Origin of the sequence: Bradyrhizobium sp. CCGB12, assembly GCF_024199845.1 — a bacterium.
GTDB lineage: Bacteria > Pseudomonadota > Alphaproteobacteria > Rhizobiales > Xanthobacteraceae > Bradyrhizobium.
This window is the reverse complement of record NZ_JANADO010000001.1, coordinates 7419099-7437165: the sequence shown is the minus strand read 5'-3', so window position 1 is coordinate 7437165 and position 18067 is coordinate 7419099. Positions and strand designations below refer to the sequence as shown.

The 18067-nt window shown below is 65.3% G+C and carries 18 protein-coding genes; 10 read left to right on the top strand and 8 right to left on the bottom strand.

The genetic code is table 11. The annotated features are described in order from the left end of the window. Positions 1 to 5 precede the first annotated feature (5 nt). The 4 genes from NLM27_RS34045 to dnaK form a co-directional block, all read right to left on the bottom strand. Positions 6 to 584 carry an NADPH-dependent FMN reductase gene (locus NLM27_RS34045; RefSeq protein WP_254147435.1) on the bottom strand — a complete coding sequence of 193 codons (579 nt, stop codon included), beginning with the start codon at positions 582 to 584 and terminating at the stop codon, positions 6 to 8. Between the two features lie 57 nt (positions 585 to 641). Continuing rightward, positions 642 to 1241 (bottom strand): class I SAM-dependent methyltransferase, encoded by a 600-nt coding sequence (locus NLM27_RS34040; RefSeq protein ID WP_254147434.1) that lies wholly within the window; start codon positions 1239 to 1241, stop codon positions 642 to 644. A gap of 88 nt (positions 1242 to 1329) precedes the next feature. Further along, a complete protein-coding gene (gene dnaJ / locus NLM27_RS34035; RefSeq protein ID WP_254147433.1) occupies positions 1330 to 2457 on the bottom strand; it encodes a molecular chaperone DnaJ in 1128 nt (375 codons plus the stop codon). Positions 2458 to 2702: 245 nt separating this feature from the next. Next, complete coding sequence (dnaK, locus tag NLM27_RS34030) at positions 2703 to 4604, bottom strand: molecular chaperone DnaK (protein WP_254147432.1); 1902 nt, start codon at positions 4602 to 4604, stop codon at positions 2703 to 2705. 394 nt (positions 4605 to 4998) lie between these two features. Between dnaK and NLM27_RS34025 the strand changes: the two genes are divergently transcribed. Both NLM27_RS34025 and pncA read left to right on the top strand, forming a co-directional pair. Next, the gene (locus NLM27_RS34025; protein WP_254147431.1) at positions 4999 to 5940 is read left to right on the top strand and encodes a hypothetical protein; all 942 of its coding nucleotides are present in this window, start codon (positions 4999 to 5001) and stop codon (positions 5938 to 5940) included. Between the two features lie 255 nt (positions 5941 to 6195). Further along, positions 6196 to 6918 carry a bifunctional nicotinamidase/pyrazinamidase gene (pncA, locus tag NLM27_RS34020; RefSeq protein WP_254147430.1) on the top strand — a complete coding sequence of 241 codons (723 nt, stop codon included), beginning with the start codon at positions 6196 to 6198 and terminating at the stop codon, positions 6916 to 6918. A 136-nt stretch (positions 6919 to 7054) separates the two neighbouring features. On the opposite strand, the gene grpE is transcribed toward pncA, so the two are convergent. Both grpE and hrcA read right to left on the bottom strand, forming a co-directional pair. Next, positions 7055 to 7672, bottom strand: a complete 618-nt coding sequence (gene grpE / locus NLM27_RS34015; RefSeq protein WP_254147429.1) for a nucleotide exchange factor GrpE — start codon at positions 7670 to 7672, stop codon at positions 7055 to 7057. Positions 7673 to 7768: 96 nt separating this feature from the next. Then, positions 7769 to 8857: a heat-inducible transcriptional repressor HrcA gene (gene hrcA, locus NLM27_RS34010; protein ID WP_254147428.1), complete on the bottom strand. Its 1089-nt coding sequence runs from the start codon at positions 8855 to 8857 to the stop codon at positions 7769 to 7771. Between the two features lie 167 nt (positions 8858 to 9024). On the opposite strand from hrcA, the gene rph reads away from it, so the two are divergent. Genes rph through hemW form a run of 3 tightly spaced genes read left to right on the top strand, consistent with a single transcriptional unit; the run spans position 9025 to position 11525 of the window. Further along, on the top strand, positions 9025 to 9738 hold the full coding sequence (rph, locus tag NLM27_RS34005) for a ribonuclease PH (protein WP_254147427.1): 714 nt from the start codon (positions 9025 to 9027) through the stop codon (positions 9736 to 9738). 10 nt (positions 9739 to 9748) lie between these two features. After that, positions 9749 to 10384 (top strand): RdgB/HAM1 family non-canonical purine NTP pyrophosphatase, encoded by a 636-nt coding sequence (gene rdgB / locus NLM27_RS34000; protein ID WP_254147426.1) that lies wholly within the window; start codon positions 9749 to 9751, stop codon positions 10382 to 10384. Then, positions 10371 to 11525, top strand: coding sequence for a radical SAM family heme chaperone HemW (gene hemW / locus NLM27_RS33995; RefSeq protein WP_254147425.1), 1155 nt, complete (start codon positions 10371 to 10373; stop codon positions 11523 to 11525). The genes rdgB and hemW overlap by 14 nt, the downstream gene beginning before the upstream one ends. A 176-nt stretch (positions 11526 to 11701) precedes the next feature. Here the strand turns inward: hemW and NLM27_RS33990 are convergent, their stop codons facing one another. Next, positions 11702 to 12934, bottom strand: coding sequence for a penicillin-binding protein activator (locus NLM27_RS33990; RefSeq protein ID WP_254147424.1), 1233 nt, complete (start codon positions 12932 to 12934; stop codon positions 11702 to 11704). 340 nt (positions 12935 to 13274) lie between these two features. Here NLM27_RS33990 and rsmI point away from each other — a divergent pair, with 340 nt between their 5' ends. From rsmI to gshB, 3 genes are read left to right on the top strand one after another with little or no spacing between them, the layout of a single operon-like run. After that, on the top strand, positions 13275 to 14225 hold the full coding sequence (rsmI, locus tag NLM27_RS33985; protein ID WP_254147423.1) for a 16S rRNA (cytidine(1402)-2'-O)-methyltransferase: 951 nt from the start codon (positions 13275 to 13277) through the stop codon (positions 14223 to 14225). Continuing rightward, positions 14212 to 14613, top strand: a complete 402-nt coding sequence (locus NLM27_RS33980) for a YraN family protein (protein ID WP_254147422.1) — start codon at positions 14212 to 14214, stop codon at positions 14611 to 14613. Before rsmI ends, NLM27_RS33980 begins: the two co-directional genes overlap by 14 nt. A 10-nt stretch (positions 14614 to 14623) precedes the next feature. Beyond that, on the top strand, positions 14624 to 15568 hold the full coding sequence (gene gshB, locus NLM27_RS33975; protein ID WP_254147421.1) for a glutathione synthase: 945 nt from the start codon (positions 14624 to 14626) through the stop codon (positions 15566 to 15568). Positions 15569 to 15604: 36 nt separating this feature from the next. Here gshB and NLM27_RS33970 read toward each other — a convergent pair whose 3' ends face one another. Further along, positions 15605 to 16447, bottom strand: a complete 843-nt coding sequence (locus NLM27_RS33970; protein WP_254147420.1) for an AraC family transcriptional regulator — start codon at positions 16445 to 16447, stop codon at positions 15605 to 15607. 406 nt (positions 16448 to 16853) lie between these two features. Here NLM27_RS33970 and NLM27_RS33965 point away from each other — a divergent pair, with 406 nt between their 5' ends. Next, complete coding sequence (locus NLM27_RS33965; RefSeq protein WP_254147419.1) at positions 16854 to 17264, top strand: hypothetical protein; 411 nt, start codon at positions 16854 to 16856, stop codon at positions 17262 to 17264. Positions 17265 to 17306: 42 nt separating this feature from the next. Continuing rightward, on the top strand, positions 17307 to 17669 hold the full coding sequence (locus tag NLM27_RS33960; RefSeq protein WP_254147418.1) for a BA14K family protein: 363 nt from the start codon (positions 17307 to 17309) through the stop codon (positions 17667 to 17669). The last annotated feature ends 398 nt before the right edge of the window (positions 17670 to 18067 follow it).

Sequence of the window (18067 nt, the reverse complement as noted above, 5' to 3'; positions counted from 1 at the left end):
TCACCTCACATCATGCGTTGGGAAATGTCGATCAATTGCGCTACCAGCTCCTTCAACGCGGCGATGTCAGCCTCGTTCTTCAGCCTGTCCATATCGTCATAGGCCTGGTCGGCAAAGGCGAGCGTGAGTTGGCTGGCAATCACATTGGCGTGGCAGGAGGTCAGGATCAGCCTGAGCGCCTGGAGCGCGCGGGCGGCCCCCAACCTGCTCTGCGAGGCGCCGGCGAGCGCGAACGCGCGGTTGCGGAACACCTCGCCGCGCGCCTCGTGCAGTTCGTGCACGCGGCTGACCCAGTCGATCGCGTTCTTCAGCAGCGGCGGCACCGAGGCATTGTATTCGGGCGAGACGAACAGCACGCCATGATGCGCGCCGATCATCCGCTTGAGATTGATGGCGTGCTTGGGCACGCCGGACTTGGCCTGGAGATCGCCGTCATAGATCGGCAGCGGAAAATCGGCGAGCGAGATGCGCGTAACGTCGACGCCGGCCTGGGCAAATTCATAGGCTGCGACCGCCGCCAGCTTCGTATTGTGCGAGCCGGTGCGCAGCGAGCCGGGAATGACCAGGATCTTGGGAGCTGACATCCAATCCAATGCGTTCGGCGAAACGGGTCCGCCGCGCAAGAAGAGCAGCCGGCGGAATTAGTCCCTGCGATACACCCAGACGCGGGCCGGCGGAAGGTTCATCCAGATCCGTTCCGAGGCCTCTGTGGACACGCCGGGCAGCGATTTCGGGATCGGCGGCACCACCGCATAGGTGAACTGGACGAACGGCGCGCCGGGAGCCAGCGCCGTGAAGGCGTCGCGGATGAGCCGCAGCCGCGTCAGCATCGGCTTTGTGACGAGCGGCAGGCCGGAGACGACCGCAGACGCCGGCGCGCTCAAGACGTTCCAGAGCGTGTCGCGCAGGCGGTAGGCATCGCCCTGCACCACCTTGGCTTGCGGATAGCGGTCACGCAGCAGCGCACAGAAACCGGGATTGTATTCGACGAGGACGAGACGCTTCTGATCGACGCCGCGCTCGATGAGCGCCGAGGTGATGGCGCCGGTGCCGGGTCCGAGCTCGACCACAGGTGCGTCCGAGTCGATATCGACGTAATGCGCCATGGTCCGGGCCAGCAGCTTGCCCGACGGCATCACCGCACCCATGTGCAGCGGCTTTTCGATCCACGACCGGAGAAAACGCACCTCGTCATCGAGACGAGGCTTCTTCAACGCACGCGCGGACGATGGCAATGGCATGTCGGGACCGGACGGGACCGCGGGACCGCGGCGTGTCAGAAAATGGTCATAAAGACGTATAGGCCGAAGGCGGCACGGTCAAGACGGGTCAACTTGCGCGATTACCGAAGAAATCCTTGACCTTGGCGAAGAATCCCTCCGATTCCGGCTGGGTATTGCCGGAGGAGAGCTTCTCGAACTCGGCCAGCAATTCCTGCTGCTTCTTGGTGAGGTTCTGCGGGGTCTCGACCACGACCTGAACATACATGTCGCCCATCTGGCGCGAGCGCAGCACCGGCATGCCCTTTGATGCAATGCGGAACCGACGACCGGACTGGGTTCCAGCTGGTACCTTCACCTTGGACTTGGCCTTCTCGATGGTCGGCACTTCGAATTCGCCGCCAAGTGCCGCCGTCACCATCGAGATCGGCACGCGGCAATGCAGATCGGCGCCGTCGCGCTGGAAGAACTGGTGCTGGGCCAGCGACAGGAAGATGTAGAGGTCGCCGGGCGGGCCGCCGCGGACCCCCGCCTCGCCTTCGCCGGCAAGCCTGATCCGCGTGCCGTCCTCGACGCCCGGGGGGATGTTGACCGATAGCGTCCGTTCGCGGGTGACGCGACCCTGGCCCGAGCAGGAGGGGCAGGCATCCTCGATCATCTGACCGCGGCCCTGGCACCCGGGGCAGGTGCGCTCTAGCGTGAAGAAGCCCTGCGACTGCCGCACGCGGCCGGCGCCGCCGCAGGTCGAGCAGGTCTTCGGCTTGGTCCCGGCCTTTGCGCCGATGCCCGAGCAGGCCTCGCAGGTGACCGAGACCGGGATCTCGATCTGCGCGGTCTTGCCGCCAAAGGCTTCCTCGAGCGTGATCTCCATGTTGTAGCGCAGGTCCGCGCCACGCTCGCGGCCGCCGCGGCCGCGCTGTCCGGCCATGCCGAACAAATCTTCGAAAATGTCGGAGAAAGAGGAGGCGAAGCCCGCGCCGAAGCCGGCGCCACCGCCGCCCTGCTCGAAGGCAGCGTGACCATAGCGGTCATAGGCCGCGCGCTTGTCCTTGTCTTTCAGGACTTCGTAGGCCTCGTTGATTTCCTTGAACTTGACTTCGCTGGTGTCGTCCCCGGGATTGCGGTCGGGGTGGAACTTCATCGCAAGCTTGCGGAAGGACGTTTTCAGCACCGAGTCGTCGGCCGTGCGTTCGACTTCGAGAGTTTCGTAATAGCAGCGCTTGGTGGACGTGGACATGGCGGGCTCGGTCTATCCAATCGCGATTCAAGTCGGAGCGAAACAACGTTGCCACGCAACCATATAGGCAGCCTTCTGCCGTACGGCAGAGGGCAGCGCAGCGGCGTTCAACATAACGGTTGGGAATTTATCGATCGTAACAGGCGCCTCGCCCGTCCGTCCCGACACGGCGGCCTCCCCCGCAAGGGGGGAGGGCGGTAGCGCGTGTGGGGTCCAAGCCGTCCGCATCATCACCCTCTTGGGGTTTAAGCGGACTTCTTGTTGTTCTTGTCGTCGTCGACCTCGGTGAATTCCGCGTCGACAACGTCGTCCTTGGCCGCATCCTTCTTGGCGTCGGCCTCGGCCTGCTGCTTGTACATGGCTTCGCCGAGCTTCATCGAAGCCTGGGCCAGCGTTTGGGTCTTGGCCTTGATCGCCTCGGCATCGTCGCCCTTCAGCGCTTCCTTGAGATCGCTGACGGCGTCCTCGATGGCGCGGCGCTCGTTCTCGGCGACCTTCGAACCGTGCTCGGCCAGGGCCTTCTCGGTCGAATGCACCAGTCCGTCCGCCTCGTTCTTGGCAGTCACGGCCTCGCGGCGCTTCTTGTCCGCCTCGGCATTGGCCTCCGCGTCCTTGACCATCTTCTCGATGTCGGCTTCCGACAGACCGCCGGAGGCCTGGATGCGGATCTGCTGCTCCTTGCCGGTGGCCTTGTCCTTGGCCGAGACGTTGACGATGCCGTTGGCGTCGATGTCGAAGGTCACCTCGATCTGCGGCATGCCGCGCGGAGCCGGCGGGATGCCCATCAGGTCGAACTGGCCGAGCATCTTGTTGTCGGCGGCCATTTCACGCTCGCCCTGGAAGACGCGGATGGTGACGGCATTCTGATTGTCTTCAGCCGTCGAGAATACCTGGCTCTTCTTGGTCGGGATCGTGGTGTTGCGGTCGATAATGCGGGTGAACACGCCGCCCAGCGTCTCGATGCCCAGCGACAGCGGGGTCACGTCGAGCAGCAGCACGTCCTTGACGTCGCCCTGGAGCACGCCGGCCTGGATCGCGGCGCCGATCGCCACGACTTCGTCCGGGTTAACGCCCTTGTGCGGCTCCTTGCCGAACAGCTGCTTGACGACTTCCTGGACCTTCGGCATGCGCGACATGCCGCCGACCAGCACGACTTCGCCGATCTCACCGGCGGTCACGCCGGCATCCTTCAGCGCCTTGCGGCAGGGCTCGACGGTCTTCTGGATGAGGTCGTCGACCAGCGCCTCGAACTTGGCGCGGGTGAGCTTCATCGTCAGATGCTTCGGGCCGGTCTGGTCCGCAGTGATGAAGGGCAGGTTGATCTCGGTCTGCGTCGTCGACGACAGCTCGATCTTGGCCTTTTCAGCGGCTTCCTTCAGGCGCTGCAACGCGAGCTTGTCGTTGCGCAGGTTGATGCCCTGCTCCTTCTGGAACTCGTCGGCCAGATAACCCACGAGGCGCATGTCGAAATCCTCGCCGCCGAGGAAGGTGTCGCCGTTGGTCGACTTCACCTCGAACACGCCGTCGCCGATTTCGAGAATGGAGATATCGAAGGTGCCGCCGCCGAGGTCGTACACGGCGATGGTGCCGGCCTTGGTCTTGTCCAGGCCATAGGCGAGCGCGGCCGCGGTCGGCTCGTTGATGATGCGCAGCACTTCGAGGCCTGCGATCTTGCCGGCGTCCTTGGTCGCCTGGCGCTGGGCGTCGTTGAAGTAGGCGGGAACGGTGATGACGGCCTGCTCGACCTTCTGGCCGAGATGGGCTTCCGCGGTCTCCTTCATCTTCTGCAAGATGAACGCCGAGACCTGCGAAGGCGAGTAGGTCTGGCCGTCGGCCTCGACCCAGGCGTCGCCGTTGGAAGCCTTCACGATCTTGTACGGGACGAGCTTCTTGTCCTTCTCGACCATCGGGTCGTCGTAGCGGCGGCCGATGAGGCGCTTCACTGCGAAGAAGGTGCGCTCGGGATTGGTGACGGCCTGGCGCTTGGCCGGCTGGCCGACGAGGCGTTCACCGTCGTCCGTGACGGCGACGATCGAAGGCGTCGTGCGCATGCCTTCGGAATTCTCGATGACTTTGGCGTTCTTGCCATCCATTACGGCCACGCACGAGTTCGTGGTGCCGAGGTCGATCCCAATGACCTTTCCCATGGTCCTGATATCCTTGTTTTTGCGGCAGGTTGGTTGGGCCCAGAAGGCACCCGATCCAAACCCCCTAAGATCAAACATCCGCGATATTGCGATGATTGGGGGTCATATAGGAGGGGGGGAGGGGCCTGCAAGGACCGAACGCAAGTTTCGGCCGTGAAAACATTGGGTTTTTGGAAGATCATATCCGGGCTCAACCGCCCTTGCGGGTGAGGAATTATTAACAGGTCCAGACCTCGGCAAGCCCGGCCACCGCAATCCGCCCCACCCTGTTGCGGCAAGGCCAAACCCGCTAAAAGCGGACCGGCCGGGCAGCGCCCTTGAGGCTGCTCAGCGCGACAAAGCGGCCCGGTGACCGACCATCGAACGGCCTCAATGTGAACCAATCAGAGTGCCCATGAAGCTGATCCGCCCCCTCGCCGCGCTCGCCCTCCTCGTGGGCTCCGCGCTGCCGGCCCTTGCCGCCGACGCCGTTTACCCGCCCGGCTTGCGCCTCGGCATGGTGCCGCTGGTGGGATTGAACACGGCAAAGACCTTTCCGGGCTTCGAGACCGAGGACGGCAGCGTCAAGGTGCTGATCACCGAGCTGCCGCCGGCGGCCTATGGCGAGGTCGTGAACGCCTTCAATTCCAATCCGGCCGGTACGGGCGGCGTCAAGCAGGACAAGATCGAGACACCTGCGGGCCTTGCCTACTTCACCACCGAAAGCGGCAAGGCCGGCGATACCCCGGTGAGGCGCTATTCGATGATCGTGCCGGGCGCCGGCTTCTCCGGCTATGTCGCGGTGCAGATCCCGGAGAATGCGACCAAGATCTACACGGATGAAGCGGTGCGACAGATGTTTGCGAGCGCTGTGACCCGCAAGCAGGTCTCGACCGAAGAGCAGATCGGGCTGATGCCGTTCAAGATCACCGATCTCGCCAACTTCAAGGACATCCGTACGCTGGCGCCGGGCTCGAGCATCATCCTGGCCGACGGCGACGAGAGCACGGGTTATGAGTCGAAGCCGTTCATGATCCTCGGCCTGATCGGCGCCACCCCGCAGCAGGCCGCCGACCGCGCCCGCTTCGCCCAGGAGGCGGCGCTCCAGATTCCTGGCCTGCGCGAGTCGCGCGTCACCATGTCCGAGCCGATCCGCATCAACGGCCAGCAGGGTTTCGAGACCCGGATCGACGGTGTCAGCGGCAAGGACAAGACCCCCGTGACCGTGGTGCAGTGGATCCGCTTCTCGAGCGGCGGTGCTTCGCTGCGCATCATCGCCAGCGCCCCGCGCGAGCAATGGCTGGCCGCCTTCACCCGCTTCCGCGCCGTGCGCGACGGCATCCAGCCGAAGGGGTAGGCGGCATCTGCAAAGGCGGCGGTGCGCTCCCTCCCCCGCTTGCGGGGGAGGGTTGGGGAGAGGGTGCTTCAACAACAAAGACTCCCCCAGAGGAGGGATTCCTCACCCGGCGCTATGCGCCGACCTCTCCCGCGAGCGGGAGAGGTGCACCGAGCCCGCGGCGATAGCCCAAGCGCTCACCATTTTCAGGCTTCTGTTCGTACACGAACGGAACTAGGCTCCCCCCTGTTGGATCATCCTAAGGGGAGGCGAACGATGTTGGATCGACGACAAATCCTTGCGGCGCTTGGGACCACGGCGCTCGCGGCGCTCACGCCAACCGCACTCCTTGCCGCGGCATCGATCAAGCCCGACGATGCAACCGTGCTGCTCGTGATCGACGTCCAGAACTGCTTCCTGCCCGGCGGCAGTCTCGCGGTGAAGGAAGGCGATCAGGTGGTGCCCGTCATCAACAAGATCTCGAAAGCGTTTTCGAACGTGGTGATGACGCAGGATTGGCACACGCAGGGCCATGTCTCGTTTGCGTCAACACACGCCGGCAAGAAACCGTTCGAGACCGTCGATCTCCCTTACGGCAAACAGGTGCTGTGGCCGGACCATTGCGTGCAGGGCACCGAAGGCGCGGCGCTGTCGAAGGACCTTGCGATCCCGCACGCCGAGCTCATCATCCGCAAGGGTTTTCACAAGAACGTCGACAGCTATTCGGCCTTCCTCGAAGCCGACGGCAAGACTTCGACGGGCCTTGCCGGCTACTTGAAGGGCCGCAAGATCAAGCGCGTCTTCGTTGCGGGTCTCGCGACCGATTTCTGCGTCGCCTGGACCGCGCTCGATGCGCGCAAGGCGGGCTTCGAGGTCTACGTGGTGGAAGACGCCTGCCGCGGCATCGACACGCAGGGCTCGCTGGCAAAGGCCTGGGCCGATATGGCCAAGGCCGGCGTGAAGCGGATTCAGTCGGGTGATATCGCGGTGAGCGCGTAGTCGGCGCGAAACACCTGCCAAACCCTCGTCCTGAGGAGCGCGCTTCTTCGCGCGCGTCTAGAAGGATGAAGGCCGAGCTGATGCTGCCGAGCCTGCATGGTTCGGCGCTACGGCGCCTCCTCACCATGAGGATCGATCAGTTCGCTGCGCCGCTCGACTCGTTGCTGTTCGCCGCAGGCGCGGCCTTCGCGCCGCCCTTGGCGACACCGACCAGCGCCGGGCGCAGCACGCGCTCGCCGATGGTGTAGCCGGCCTGCACGACCTGCACCACGGTGCCCGACGGCACCGACGCATCGGGCACTTCGAACATCGCCTGCTGGAAGTTCGGGTCGAACTTCTGGCCCTGGGGATCGAACTTCTTCACGCCGTGCTTTTCCAGCGCGTTGAGCAGCGAGCGCTCGGTGAGCTCGACGCCCTCGATCAGCGCGATCAGGCCGGGATCGGCGGCGGCACGCGCCTCGGCCGGAACGGCATCGAGCGCGCGCTGAAGGTTGTCGGCGATGTCGAGCACGTCGCGGGCAAAGCCGGTGACGCCGTAGAGCTTGGAGTCGGCGACCTCCTTGGCGGTGCGCTTGCGCAGATTCTCCATCTCGGCCAGCGTCCGCAGCATGCGGTCGCGCGCTTCAGCGGCTTCCTTCTGCAACGTTTCGACCGAGCCCGGCTCGGGATCGTCGGGCATGATGTAGGGCTTTGACACCACGGGCTCGGGCGTCGGCGCGGTCGTGTCTTCGGGTTGCCGGTCTCGATCGGTCATCGGCTCTAATCTCGAACTCGTTTCCAGGGATTGTTGGCCCGGATATCGTGCCTAAGCGTCCGAAAATCAAGCGCCCGTGATCGGCGGAAACGCCGGTCAGCCCCCCAGAAGGCGGCTGACGATGCGGGCGGCGTAGTCCACCGTGGGGATCACACGGGCATAATTCAGCCGCGTCGGACCGATCACGCCCAAAACGCCGACGATATGGCCGGCGGCATCCCGATAGGGCGAGATGATGGTGGAGGAGCCCGACAAGGAAAACAGCTTGTTCTCCGAACCGATGAAGATGCGCACGCCTTCCGCGGTTTCGGCGCGGCCGAGCAGGTCAATCACGCCGCGCTTGGTTTCGAGGTCCTCGAACAGCAGGCGCACCCGCTCCAGATCCTCCAGCGCGTGCAGATCCTCGAGCAGATTGGCGTGGCCGCGGACGATGAGCTGCCGGTCCTCGTTCTCGCCGCCGGACCAGCTTGCGATGCCGGCCGAGATCACCTTCTGCGTCAGCTGGTCGAGCTCGGCGCGGGCTTGCCCGAGCGCGGTCTCGAGCTCGAGCCGCGCCTCGGCCAGGGTGCGGCCGCGGATGCGCGCATTGAGGAAATTGCCGGCCTCGGTGATCGCCGAGGAGGGAACTCCGGGCGGCAGCGTCAACACGCGGTTTTCGACCTGGCCGTCCTCGCCGACCAGGATCACCAGCGCCTTCTCCGGTTCCAGCCGGACGAACTCGATGTGCTTCAGCCGCGCATTGGATTTCGGCGTCAGCACGACGGCGGCGGCGCGGGTCAGGCCCGACAGCCGCGTCAAGGCCTGGTCCAACGCCGCCTCGACCGACTGCGCCTGGCCGACGGACGCCAGCTGGCTCTGGATCGACTGCCGTTCGGCCTCGTTGAGGTCGCCGACCTGCATCAGGGCGTCGACGAAGAAGCGAAGGCCGAGTTCCGTCGGCAAACGGCCGGCCGAGGTGTGTGGGGCGTAGATCAGGCCCAATTGTTCCAGATCCGCCATGACGTTGCGGACCGAGGCCGGCGAAAGCGGCAAGGCGATCAGCCGCGAAATATTGCGTGAGCCTACAGGTTCACCGGTCGCCAGATAGCTTTCGACAATTTGACGAAAGATATCGCGGGAACGCTCGTTGAGCTGAGCAAGGCCTGCGCGTGGCGCGATCAGATGGATCGGATCGTGTTGGGCCACAGACGGTAACTCCTCTCAGACGCTCATAATTTGTCCATCCCGGGCGCTTCTGACAAGCGTGGCGTTTGCGCGCTCGGCATCAGGGGTGAAAAAACCTTGCCGCCCACCCTCACCCCACCTACAAGCACCGCGAACAGCCTTTTTCCGAGAGTTTTGGAGGATTTCCCATGCGGCCAAGCCGCCGTGCGCCCGACGAATTGCGCCCCGTGACGCTGGAGCGCGGCGTCGTCAAATATGCGGAAGGCTCCTGCCTGGTGAAATTCGGCGACACCCATGTCCTGGTTACCGCCACGCTGGAAGACCGCCTGCCGCCGTGGCTGAAGGGCCAGGGCCGCGGCTGGGTCACCGCCGAATACGGCATGCTGCCGCGCGCGACCTCGGAACGCACCCGCCGCGAGGCCTCCGCCGGCAAGCAAAGCGGCCGTACCGTCGAGATCCAGCGCCTGATCGGCCGCTCGCTTCGCACCATCGTCGATCTCGAAGCGCTCGGCGAGCGCCAGATCACGGTCGATTGCGACGTGCTCCAGGCTGACGGCGGCACCCGCACGGCCTCGATCACCGGTGCCTGGGTCGCGCTTGCCGACTGCATCGCCTGGATGAAGGCGCGCAACATGGTCAAGGCCAACGTGCTGCGCGACAACGTCGCCGCGATCTCCTGCGGCATCTACAACGGCACGCCCGTGCTCGATCTCGACTATGCCGAGGATTCGGAGGCCGAGACCGACGCCAATTTCGTCATGACGGGCGACGGCCGCATCATCGAGGTGCAGGGCACCGCGGAACGCGAGCCATTCACGGAAACCGAGTTCCTGGCGCTGATGGCGCTGGCGCGCAAGGGCGTCGCGCGTCTCGTGGACTTGCAGAAACTGGCGGTAGCGTAGTCTATAGGCCATGCACCGCCGAATCACGGACAAGCTCGTCATCGCCACCCACAATCCCGGCAAGCTCGCCGAGATGCGGGAGCTGCTTGCACCGTACGGCATCGCGGCGGTGTCGGCCGGCGAGCTTGGCCTTCCCGAGCCCGAAGAGACCGGCAGCGATTTCCGCAGCAATGCCGCGATCAAGGCGATCGCGGCGGCGCAGGCGACCAGGCTTGCTTCCTTCGCCGATGATTCCGGCATCGTGGTCGACGCGCTAGACGGCGCGCCCGGCATCTACAGCGCGCGCTGGGCCGGCCCGTCCAAGGACTTCAGCGCAGCGATGGCACAGATCGAGCGGCTGTTGCAGGAGCGCGGCGCCACCACGCCGGACAAGCGCGGGGCGCACTTCGTCTCCGCGCTCTGCGTCGCCTGGCCCGACGATCATCTCGAAGAGGTCGAGGCGCGCGTCGACGGCACGCTGGTCTGGCCGCCGCGCGGCAATGCCGGCTTCGGCTACGATCCGATGTTCCTGCCCGACGGCCACAACCGCACTTTCGGCGAGATGGACAGCATCGAGAAGCACGGCCTGCCGCCGCTCGGCCTTGGCCTATCGCACCGCGCCCGCGCCTTTGTGAAACTGGCGGAGATCTGCCTTGAGCCGCGCTAAGGAAGCCTTTGGCGTCTACGTGCACTGGCCGTTCTGCCTGTCGAAGTGCCCCTATTGCGACTTCAACAGCCACGTCCGCCACGCCGCGATCGACGAGGCGCGGTTTGCGTCAGCTTTTGCGCGCGAGATCGCCACGACCGCCGAGCGCGCGCCCGGGCGCGAGGTCACCTCGATCTTCCTCGGTGGCGGCACGCCGTCACTGATGCAGCCCGCGACCGTCGGCGCGGTGCTCGATGCGATCGGCAAGCATTGGCATGTTGCCGGCGACGTCGAAGTGACGCTGGAGGCAAATCCCACCAGCGTTGAGGCCACCCGCTTTGCCGGCTACCGCAGCGCCGGCGTCAACCGCGTCTCGCTCGGCGTGCAGGCGCTCGATGACGTCTCGCTGAAAGCACTCGGCCGGATGCACAGCGCCCGCGAGGCACTCGATGCGGTCGCGATCGCACGCCACTCGTTCAAGCGCTATTCGTTCGACCTGATCTACGCCCGTCCCGACCAGACGCCGGCGATGTGGGCCGATGAGCTGCGTCTCGCGATCGATGAAGCGGCCGAGCATCTGTCGCTCTATCAATTGACGATCGAAGAGGGCACGCCGTTCTTCGGCCTGCACCAGGCCGGCAAATTGAAGACACCGGACGAAGCCGCCGCGCGTGCGCTCTACGACGTCACGCAGGAGACCTGCGACAAGCTCGGGCTGCCCGCCTACGAAATCTCAAATCACGCGCGGCGCGGGGCCGAGTGCCGGCACAATCTGGTCTACTGGCGCGGCGACGAATATGCCGGCATCGGCCCCGGCGCGCACGGCCGCCTCGACATCGACGGTATCAGGCATGCCACCGCCACCGAGAAACGTCCCGAGGCCTGGCTGCTGCGCGTCGAGACCAACGGCCACGGCGTCGTCACCGACGATCTCCTCAACAGCGAGGAGCGCGCCGACGAATTCTTGCTGATGGGGTTGCGCCTCGCCGAAGGCATCGACCCCGAGCGCTACACCGCCCTCTCCGGCCGCCCGCTCGACCCCGGCCGCATCGCGCTGCTGCGCGAGGAAGGCGCGATCACGGTCGATGCGACGGGACGCTTGCGCGTGACGAGCAGCGGTTTTCCGGTGCTGGATGCGGTGGTCGCGGATTTGGCGGCGTAGCGAGCTGCTGTAGGGTGGGCAAAGCGAAGCGTGCCCACCGATTCCGTGCGATCTAGCTGAGAGTTGGTGGGATCTAGTAGCCCGGATGGAGCGCAGAGTAATCCGGGGCGGTCTTACCGCGCGGAGAGAACCCGGACTGCGCTTCGCTTCATCCAGGCTACGAAGCTACGAAGCCATCACGCGCCAAAACTCTTCGGCGAGCCCGCGACCGCAACGCCGCCGCCTTGCGTCACCTTCATCACCGCAAGGCCGCGTTCGTTGGTGCCATCGGGGCGGAAGCGGAACAGCCCGTCGATGCCGGCAAAGCCGGAGGGATTGGTGAGCACGTCAGGCGAGAAGCGCGTGGTGCCTTGCGTGCGCGCGAGTGCGGCGACGAGGGCGACCGCGTCATAGGCGAGCGTCGCGGTGCGGATCGGCTCGGCGCCGTATTTGGTGCGATAGCGGCCCGAGAACGCGCGGAAACCGGCCGGGTCCGGCGCGGCATAGAGACCGCCTTGCAACGCCGCGCTGGCATAGACGCGCGGATTGTCCCACAGCCCGGTGCCGAGCAGCTGGATGTTGCGCAAATTCGCGCCCGCCGCCGTCATCGCATCCGCCACTGACACGACGGCATCGCCGTCATCGGCAATGAACAGCGCGTCCGCGCTGCCGAGCTGCTGTGCCACGGTCCGCGCGGGGGTGGCACGATCGGCGCCGTATTTCTCGAACGCGACGATGCGACCGCCACGGCGCGGCACCGCCGCCTTCACGGCGGCCTCGACGACATTGCCATAGGCATTGTCGGGCACGAGCACGGCGACGGAGCGCTTTCCGATGCTGGCGGAATATTCGACGATGCGGTTGACGTCGGACTCCGGCAGGAACGAGAGAAGATAGACGCCGCGGCCGGCGATGCTGGAATCGGTCGAGAACGCGATCACCGAAATGCCGCGCGTGCGCGCGACCTGCGCCACCGCCGGCACTGACTGCGCGAACAGCGGCCCCAGGATGATCTCGGCGCCCTCGTCGACCGCCTGCTGCGCGCCCGCTTGCGCGCCTTGCGGGCTGCCATTGTCGTCCTTGATCAGGAGCTGGATGTTCGGATTCTGGAACTCGGCCAGCGCCATCTCGGCGGCGTTGCGCATAGATTGCGCCGCGAGGCCGGCATTGCCGGCGGCCGAGAGCGGCAGGATCACGGCGACCTTGACCCCGCCGGTGCCCGCAGTCGTGGCCTGTTGCGGCGGCCCGGCGGGCTGAGCCGGCGGCGAGGAACCACCGAAGGGGCTGGTGAACTGGCTGAGACTCTGCTGCACGCCGGTGCAGGCCGACAGCAGGGGCGTGCCGAGCAACAGGCCGAGCGCGCTCCGCCGGGTCGCTCCCGACGATCGGGACCCCGGAATGGGAGATTTTGGATGACGCCGGCCCACCATGACAGCTTCTCTTCCGACCGGCCTTCGCCAGCCGGCACACATTTTTTCTTTCCGCGACACAAACCGCGGATTCAGGCATATTGTCGGCAAATAGTTAACTAAAACAAAAGGATAATAACCGCTTAACGCGGCCGGCCCTCCGTTCTGGCCAGCTTCACCGACACTCACTCAGCATCAAGGCGGGGTTTCCGTCGCGAATATGGCCGAGGGCCCCACACGCCCTCACGATACAATCCCGGATCGATCACATTCCCGTCCGTTCGTCGCCCCTCACCTCGGCACGATCTTTTTCGAAGAGCCGGTTCCCAGCCCTGCGGATCATGCCTAAGTTCGCTTCATTATGCGCGCAAAGCCGGCCCCGATAAATACGCCTGAAGACCCAGACGCCGCCCCGCGTGGCTTCTCCATCGACGCCCACAGGCTTGCGGCGCCGAAGGCGGCGGCGGGCCTCCATCTGGTCGCGACTCCCATCGGCAATCTCGGCGACATTACGCTCCGGGCGCTTCAGACCCTCGCCGGCGTGGACGTCATCGCCTGCGAGGACACCCGGATCACACGCCGCCTGACCGAGCGCTACGCCATCGCGGCACAGCTCAAACAGTATCATGAGCACAACGCGGAAGCCGCGCGCCCAAGAATCCTGGAAGCGCTTGCGGCTGGCGGTTCGGTCGCGCTGGTCTCGGACGCCGGCACGCCGCTGATCTCCGATCCCGGCTTCAAGCTGGTGCGCGAGGTCTGCGCGGCTGGCCACGCCGTGTATGCGCTGCCCGGCCCGTCCTCGGTGCTGGCGGCGCTGTCGGTCGCGGCGCTGCCGACCGACCGTTTCTTCTTCGAGGGTTTTCTGCCGGCCAAATCCGCCGCGCGCCGCGCGCGCCTCGCCGAGCTCGCCCGCATCGACGCAACGCTGGTGATGTTCGAATCCGGCAACCGCGTGCAGGACACGCTCACTAAGCTCGCCGAGATCATGGGGACGCGCGAGGCCGCGATCTGCCGCGAGCTGACCAAACTGCACGAGGAGGTGTCGCGTGCGACGCTGCCCGAGCTGGCGCGCGAGGCCGACGCGCTGGAGACGCGCGGCGAATTCGTGCTGGTGATCGCCCCACCGGCTGCGGACGCCGAGGTGCTTACATCGGATGCGCTGGACGACCTCCTGCGCGAGCAGCTGGCCGCGCACAGCGTCAAGGATGCCGTGGCGCATGCGGTGGCCCTCTCAGGGCGGCCGCGCCGCGAGGTCTATGCCCGCGCACTCGAGCTCGCAAAAGACCTGCGGGGCGGCGATGGCGAAGACTGAAGTCCCGGCGGAACCGAAAGTCGCCTCGCCCGAGCGCGTCGCCGCGTTCCGCACCGGCATCTCGGCCGAGAGCCGCGCCGCCGCGTATCTCATGGCCAAGGGCTACCGCATCCTCGCCAAGCGTTATCGCACCCCGCATGGCGAGATCGACATCGTGGCGCGCCGCCGCAATTTGATCGCCTTCGTCGAGGTCAAGGCGCGCGCCACGCTGGATGACGCCGCCTTCGCGGTGACGCCGCGCCAGCAGCAACGCATCATCGACGCCGCGCAAGGCTGGCTCGTGGCGCATCCCGAGCATGCCGAATTCGAATTGCGATTCGACGCCATGCTGATTGCGCCGCGGTCACTTCCGCGCCATGTGTTGGCGGCATTCGACGCCTCGACCTGAAAGGCAGACCATGAAACTGAACGTCGCCGTCCAGATGGACCCCATCGCCCGCATCAACATCAAGGGCGATTCCACCTTTGCGCTGCTTCTGGAGGCGCAGAAGCGCGGCCACGGCCTGTCCTATTACACGCCCGACAAGCTCTCGATGGTCGGCGACGAGATCGTCGCTCCGGTGCAGCTCCTCACCGTCCGCGACGAGCCCGGCAATCATTTCACGCTCGGAGAGCCCAGGCGCGAGGCGCTCAACGGCTTCGACGTGGTGCTGCTCCGCCAGGACCCGCCCTTCGATCTCGCCTACATCACCTCGACGCATTTCCTGGAGCGCATCCATCCGAAGACGCTGGTCGTCAACGATCCGGCCTCGGTGCGCAATGCGCCGGAAAAGCTGTTCGTGATGAATTTTCCGCAGCTGATGCCGCCGACCCTGATCTCGCGCGACCTCGACGAGATCAACGCCTTTCGCGACAAGCATGGTGCCGTCGTCATGAAGCCGCTGCACGGCCATGGCGGCGCCGCGGTGTTCCGCGTGATGCCGCAGGACATGAACTTCGGCTCGCTGTTCGACATGTTCTCGGTAACCTTTAGGGAGCCCTGGGTGATCCAGCAGTTCATTCCCGAGGTGAAGCACGGCGACAAGCGCATCATCCTCGTCAACGGCGAGTTCGCCGGCGCCGTGAACCGCGTCCCCGCGGCGGATGACCTCCGCTCCAACATGGTGCGCGGCGGCGCGGCGCAGGAGACCGAGCTGACGGCGCGCGAGCGCGAGATCTGCGCCACTGTCGGGCCGGCGCTGCGCGAACGCGGCCTTCTGTTCGTCGGCATCGACGTCATCAACGGCAATCTCACCGAGATCAACGTGACCTCACCAACGGGCATCCGCGCCATCGCGCGGCTCGGCGGCCCCGATGTCGCGGCAAAGATCTGGGACGCGATCGAGCAGAAGAGAACGACGTAGCTTCGTAGCGCTGAAGGAGCCGACCGGCCGGCTCCTTCAGTCGCGGAATCCGCGCGCGCGGCGGACTGTATCGGACGGATACAGGCCAAATGCCGAACGGTACGACGCTGCTAACCGACCCATGTGGGTAAAACCCCACTTCAATGCGACTTCGCTGACCGGAAGCAGATTCTCCGGTCGCGACAGCTCGTCATGGATGGCTTCGAGCCGAATTCTCCTGAGATAGGCGACGGGCGTCGTCCCATGGATCCTGCGAAATCCCGATTGCAGCAACCGGCTGCTGATCCCGACATTCCCGGCAATATCCGCTATCGTCAGCGGCAGATGCAGATTGGCCCGCATGTACTCGACGGCTCGCCTGATGCGTCGAGGCGGCGCATCCATGGGATGGCGGTTCAAGCGGTCGATCAGCCGATGGGGAACATTTTCGAGGATCAACTGCATCGCCGCTTCCGAGAGCAGAGCGCTGGCTTTCGGAGAACGTGCCAGGATCCCGTCATGCAGGCCAGCCGCGCTGGCGCGAACGAGCTGGAAAAGGAGCTGGCCGGCACTGCTCGACAGATCGACCTTCGGTGTCAGATCGAGATCTTCCAGCGCTGCGCTTCCGAAGGTCGCAGACAGTGCCTTGGTCACCACGTCCGTATGCAGCGTCAGCGTGACACTCGAATATCTTCCATCCACCGCTTCGACGCTCTGCTGCTGCAACCTCGGCAGCGGTACGATGGCCACTTCAGAGGACGTTCGTTGGACGTTCTTTCCTGCAATGAGCATGTCGGCCTTGCCGGCGTTCAGCAGGCTGATCGCGAGCTCACCGCCTGAATCGCCGTATGAATAGCGCCAGTCCCAGCCTGCGGACAGCTCCGCCCGCACGACATCCATGCCGGCTCCGACGGCAACATCCGCCTGCCAGCGAAATGATCCATCGGGCTTCGGCGCGGACTGCGCGTTGATCCCGTGGGGTCGGAGCCATCTCAAGCAACGCCTGAAACGACGACCCTGATCGTGCGGGAGGTGCGGCGAGTATATCTTCGACCATGCGATATCCATCGTTCGGGGCGTCCGCTCGTGCGGTAGATGCATCACCACGCTAACACAATTTCGGTGAATTCAGGTCGAGCGCCCGCACTCGATATCCAATTGCCGCACCAAACATCCAGATCGCGCAATCGCGCCGCGGCAGGCAGGCCATAATCCGAACGTGTCCATCCCGAATGCGCGGGCGCAGATGGACTTGCGGCGCCGTTGGCCTAAATCCCCCCGACTGCCTCAAACAAGTAATGAAAGCATGCTGACAAGAACAATTTGCGCGGTCGCGGTGATAGCCCTTTCGTCGATGCCGGTGCGGGCCGAGAGCTGCGCAGACCATTACCAGAGCAGCGGCGTTCCGCTCGTGACGGGCACGACCCACAAGGTCTGGATGATCTTTCCGTCCGTCAGTGCCAGTGCCGCTCTCGATAGAGTCTCCCGCGCCGTTCTGGCGGAGGGCTTTGTCGATGTGAACGTGGACAAGGCGCTGGGCACGCTGACCACGCAGCAGGAGACCACCGGATCCGGGCGACCGCAGACGTTGCGCGTCGTGGTTCGCAAGGAGGGCAGGGGCAGCCGCGTCGATGCGGTCTTCATCATGCCACCGGGCCAGGTGGCGCCGGGCATCGGCAACAATCTCTGCCGGGTCGTGGATGCGGCCGGCCGCTAACGCCGTCCATCTGTTGCCGACAGAAATGAAACAGGAAATCCAATGCGCATCGATCACGTCTTGAGAGTTGTCTTGATGATCACCACCGCTGCCGTGATGCTTTCGAACCCCGCGATGTCGGCTCCGTTGCAGAGCGTCACGGGTGTCGCGGGCGAAGTCCCGACCCTGACCGAAAAGGTCTGGTGCCGATACGGACAATGCTATGACAACGGCGTCGGTGTTGGCGGACTGGTCGGCGGCCTCATCGGCGGCGCCATCGCGGCCGGCGCCGCCACCGCCGCAGCACAGCAGGAAGCGGCCGCCGCCCAGCAGCATGCGGCCTCATGCGCGCAGCGCTACCGCTCCTACGATCCGGCGTCGAATACCTTCGCGGCAAAGGACGGCCGGCGGTATCCCTGCCAGTAAGTCCTGGGCCCGCAGGCGACTGCCGCCTCTGGAATACTGGATCGCCCGCCCCAGTGCGCAATTGCGCACAAGGCGGGCGATGACTGCGTCACGCGGCCGCCTCGTTCCGATCCGGACGACGCAGGTTCGTCGTCGGGGCGACGGCCATGAATTGTCGCGCTGCTTTCGCGCCGGCACCCCCTCACTAACCACCCGTTCACCATGATGCCGCGCGCGACGTGCGAACGAACGAGCGCGCTTGCGTGAAACTACGGTGCCGCCGGCCGGCTGAATAACGCCGCGTTCACCATCAGCCGAGAACCAGGCCCGTCACAGGCCATCACACTCGGCCTCGCAACACCCCTTATACTTTTACTCCCTACTCATCGACACGGGGAACCCGCCAGGTGCGGTTCGAG

What these genes read in the sequence shown, in the direction of transcription:
- NLM27_RS34045 (WP_254147435.1), bottom strand. Translation starts at nt 584, where the DNA reads ATGTCAGCTCCCAAGATCCTGGTCATTCCCGGCTCGCTGCGCACCGGC.
- NLM27_RS34040 (WP_254147434.1), bottom strand. Translation starts at nt 1,241, where the DNA reads ATGCCATTGCCATCGTCCGCGCGTGCGTTGAAGAAGCCTCGTCTCGAT.
- dnaJ (WP_254147433.1), bottom strand. Translation starts at nt 2,457, where the DNA reads ATGTCCACGTCCACCAAGCGCTGCTATTACGAAACTCTCGAAGTCGAA.
- dnaK (WP_254147432.1), bottom strand. Translation starts at nt 4,604, where the DNA reads ATGGGAAAGGTCATTGGGATCGACCTCGGCACCACGAACTCGTGCGTG.
- NLM27_RS34025 (WP_254147431.1), top strand. Translation starts at nt 4,999, where the DNA reads ATGAAGCTGATCCGCCCCCTCGCCGCGCTCGCCCTCCTCGTGGGCTCC.
- pncA (WP_254147430.1), top strand. Translation starts at nt 6,196, where the DNA reads ATGTTGGATCGACGACAAATCCTTGCGGCGCTTGGGACCACGGCGCTC.
- grpE (WP_254147429.1), bottom strand. Translation starts at nt 7,672, where the DNA reads ATGACCGATCGAGACCGGCAACCCGAAGACACGACCGCGCCGACGCCC.
- rph (WP_254147427.1), top strand. Translation starts at nt 9,025, where the DNA reads ATGCGGCCAAGCCGCCGTGCGCCCGACGAATTGCGCCCCGTGACGCTG.
- rdgB (WP_254147426.1), top strand. Translation starts at nt 9,749, where the DNA reads ATGCACCGCCGAATCACGGACAAGCTCGTCATCGCCACCCACAATCCC.
- NLM27_RS33990 (WP_254147424.1), bottom strand. Translation starts at nt 12,934, where the DNA reads ATGGTGGGCCGGCGTCATCCAAAATCTCCCATTCCGGGGTCCCGATCG.
- rsmI (WP_254147423.1), top strand. Translation starts at nt 13,275, where the DNA reads ATGCGCGCAAAGCCGGCCCCGATAAATACGCCTGAAGACCCAGACGCC.
- NLM27_RS33980 (WP_254147422.1), top strand. Translation starts at nt 14,212, where the DNA reads ATGGCGAAGACTGAAGTCCCGGCGGAACCGAAAGTCGCCTCGCCCGAG.
- gshB (WP_254147421.1), top strand. Translation starts at nt 14,624, where the DNA reads ATGAAACTGAACGTCGCCGTCCAGATGGACCCCATCGCCCGCATCAAC.
- NLM27_RS33970 (WP_254147420.1), bottom strand. Translation starts at nt 16,447, where the DNA reads ATGGATGTCGTGCGGGCGGAGCTGTCCGCAGGCTGGGACTGGCGCTAT.
- NLM27_RS33965 (WP_254147419.1), top strand. Translation starts at nt 16,854, where the DNA reads ATGCTGACAAGAACAATTTGCGCGGTCGCGGTGATAGCCCTTTCGTCG.
- NLM27_RS33960 (WP_254147418.1), top strand. Translation starts at nt 17,307, where the DNA reads ATGCGCATCGATCACGTCTTGAGAGTTGTCTTGATGATCACCACCGCT.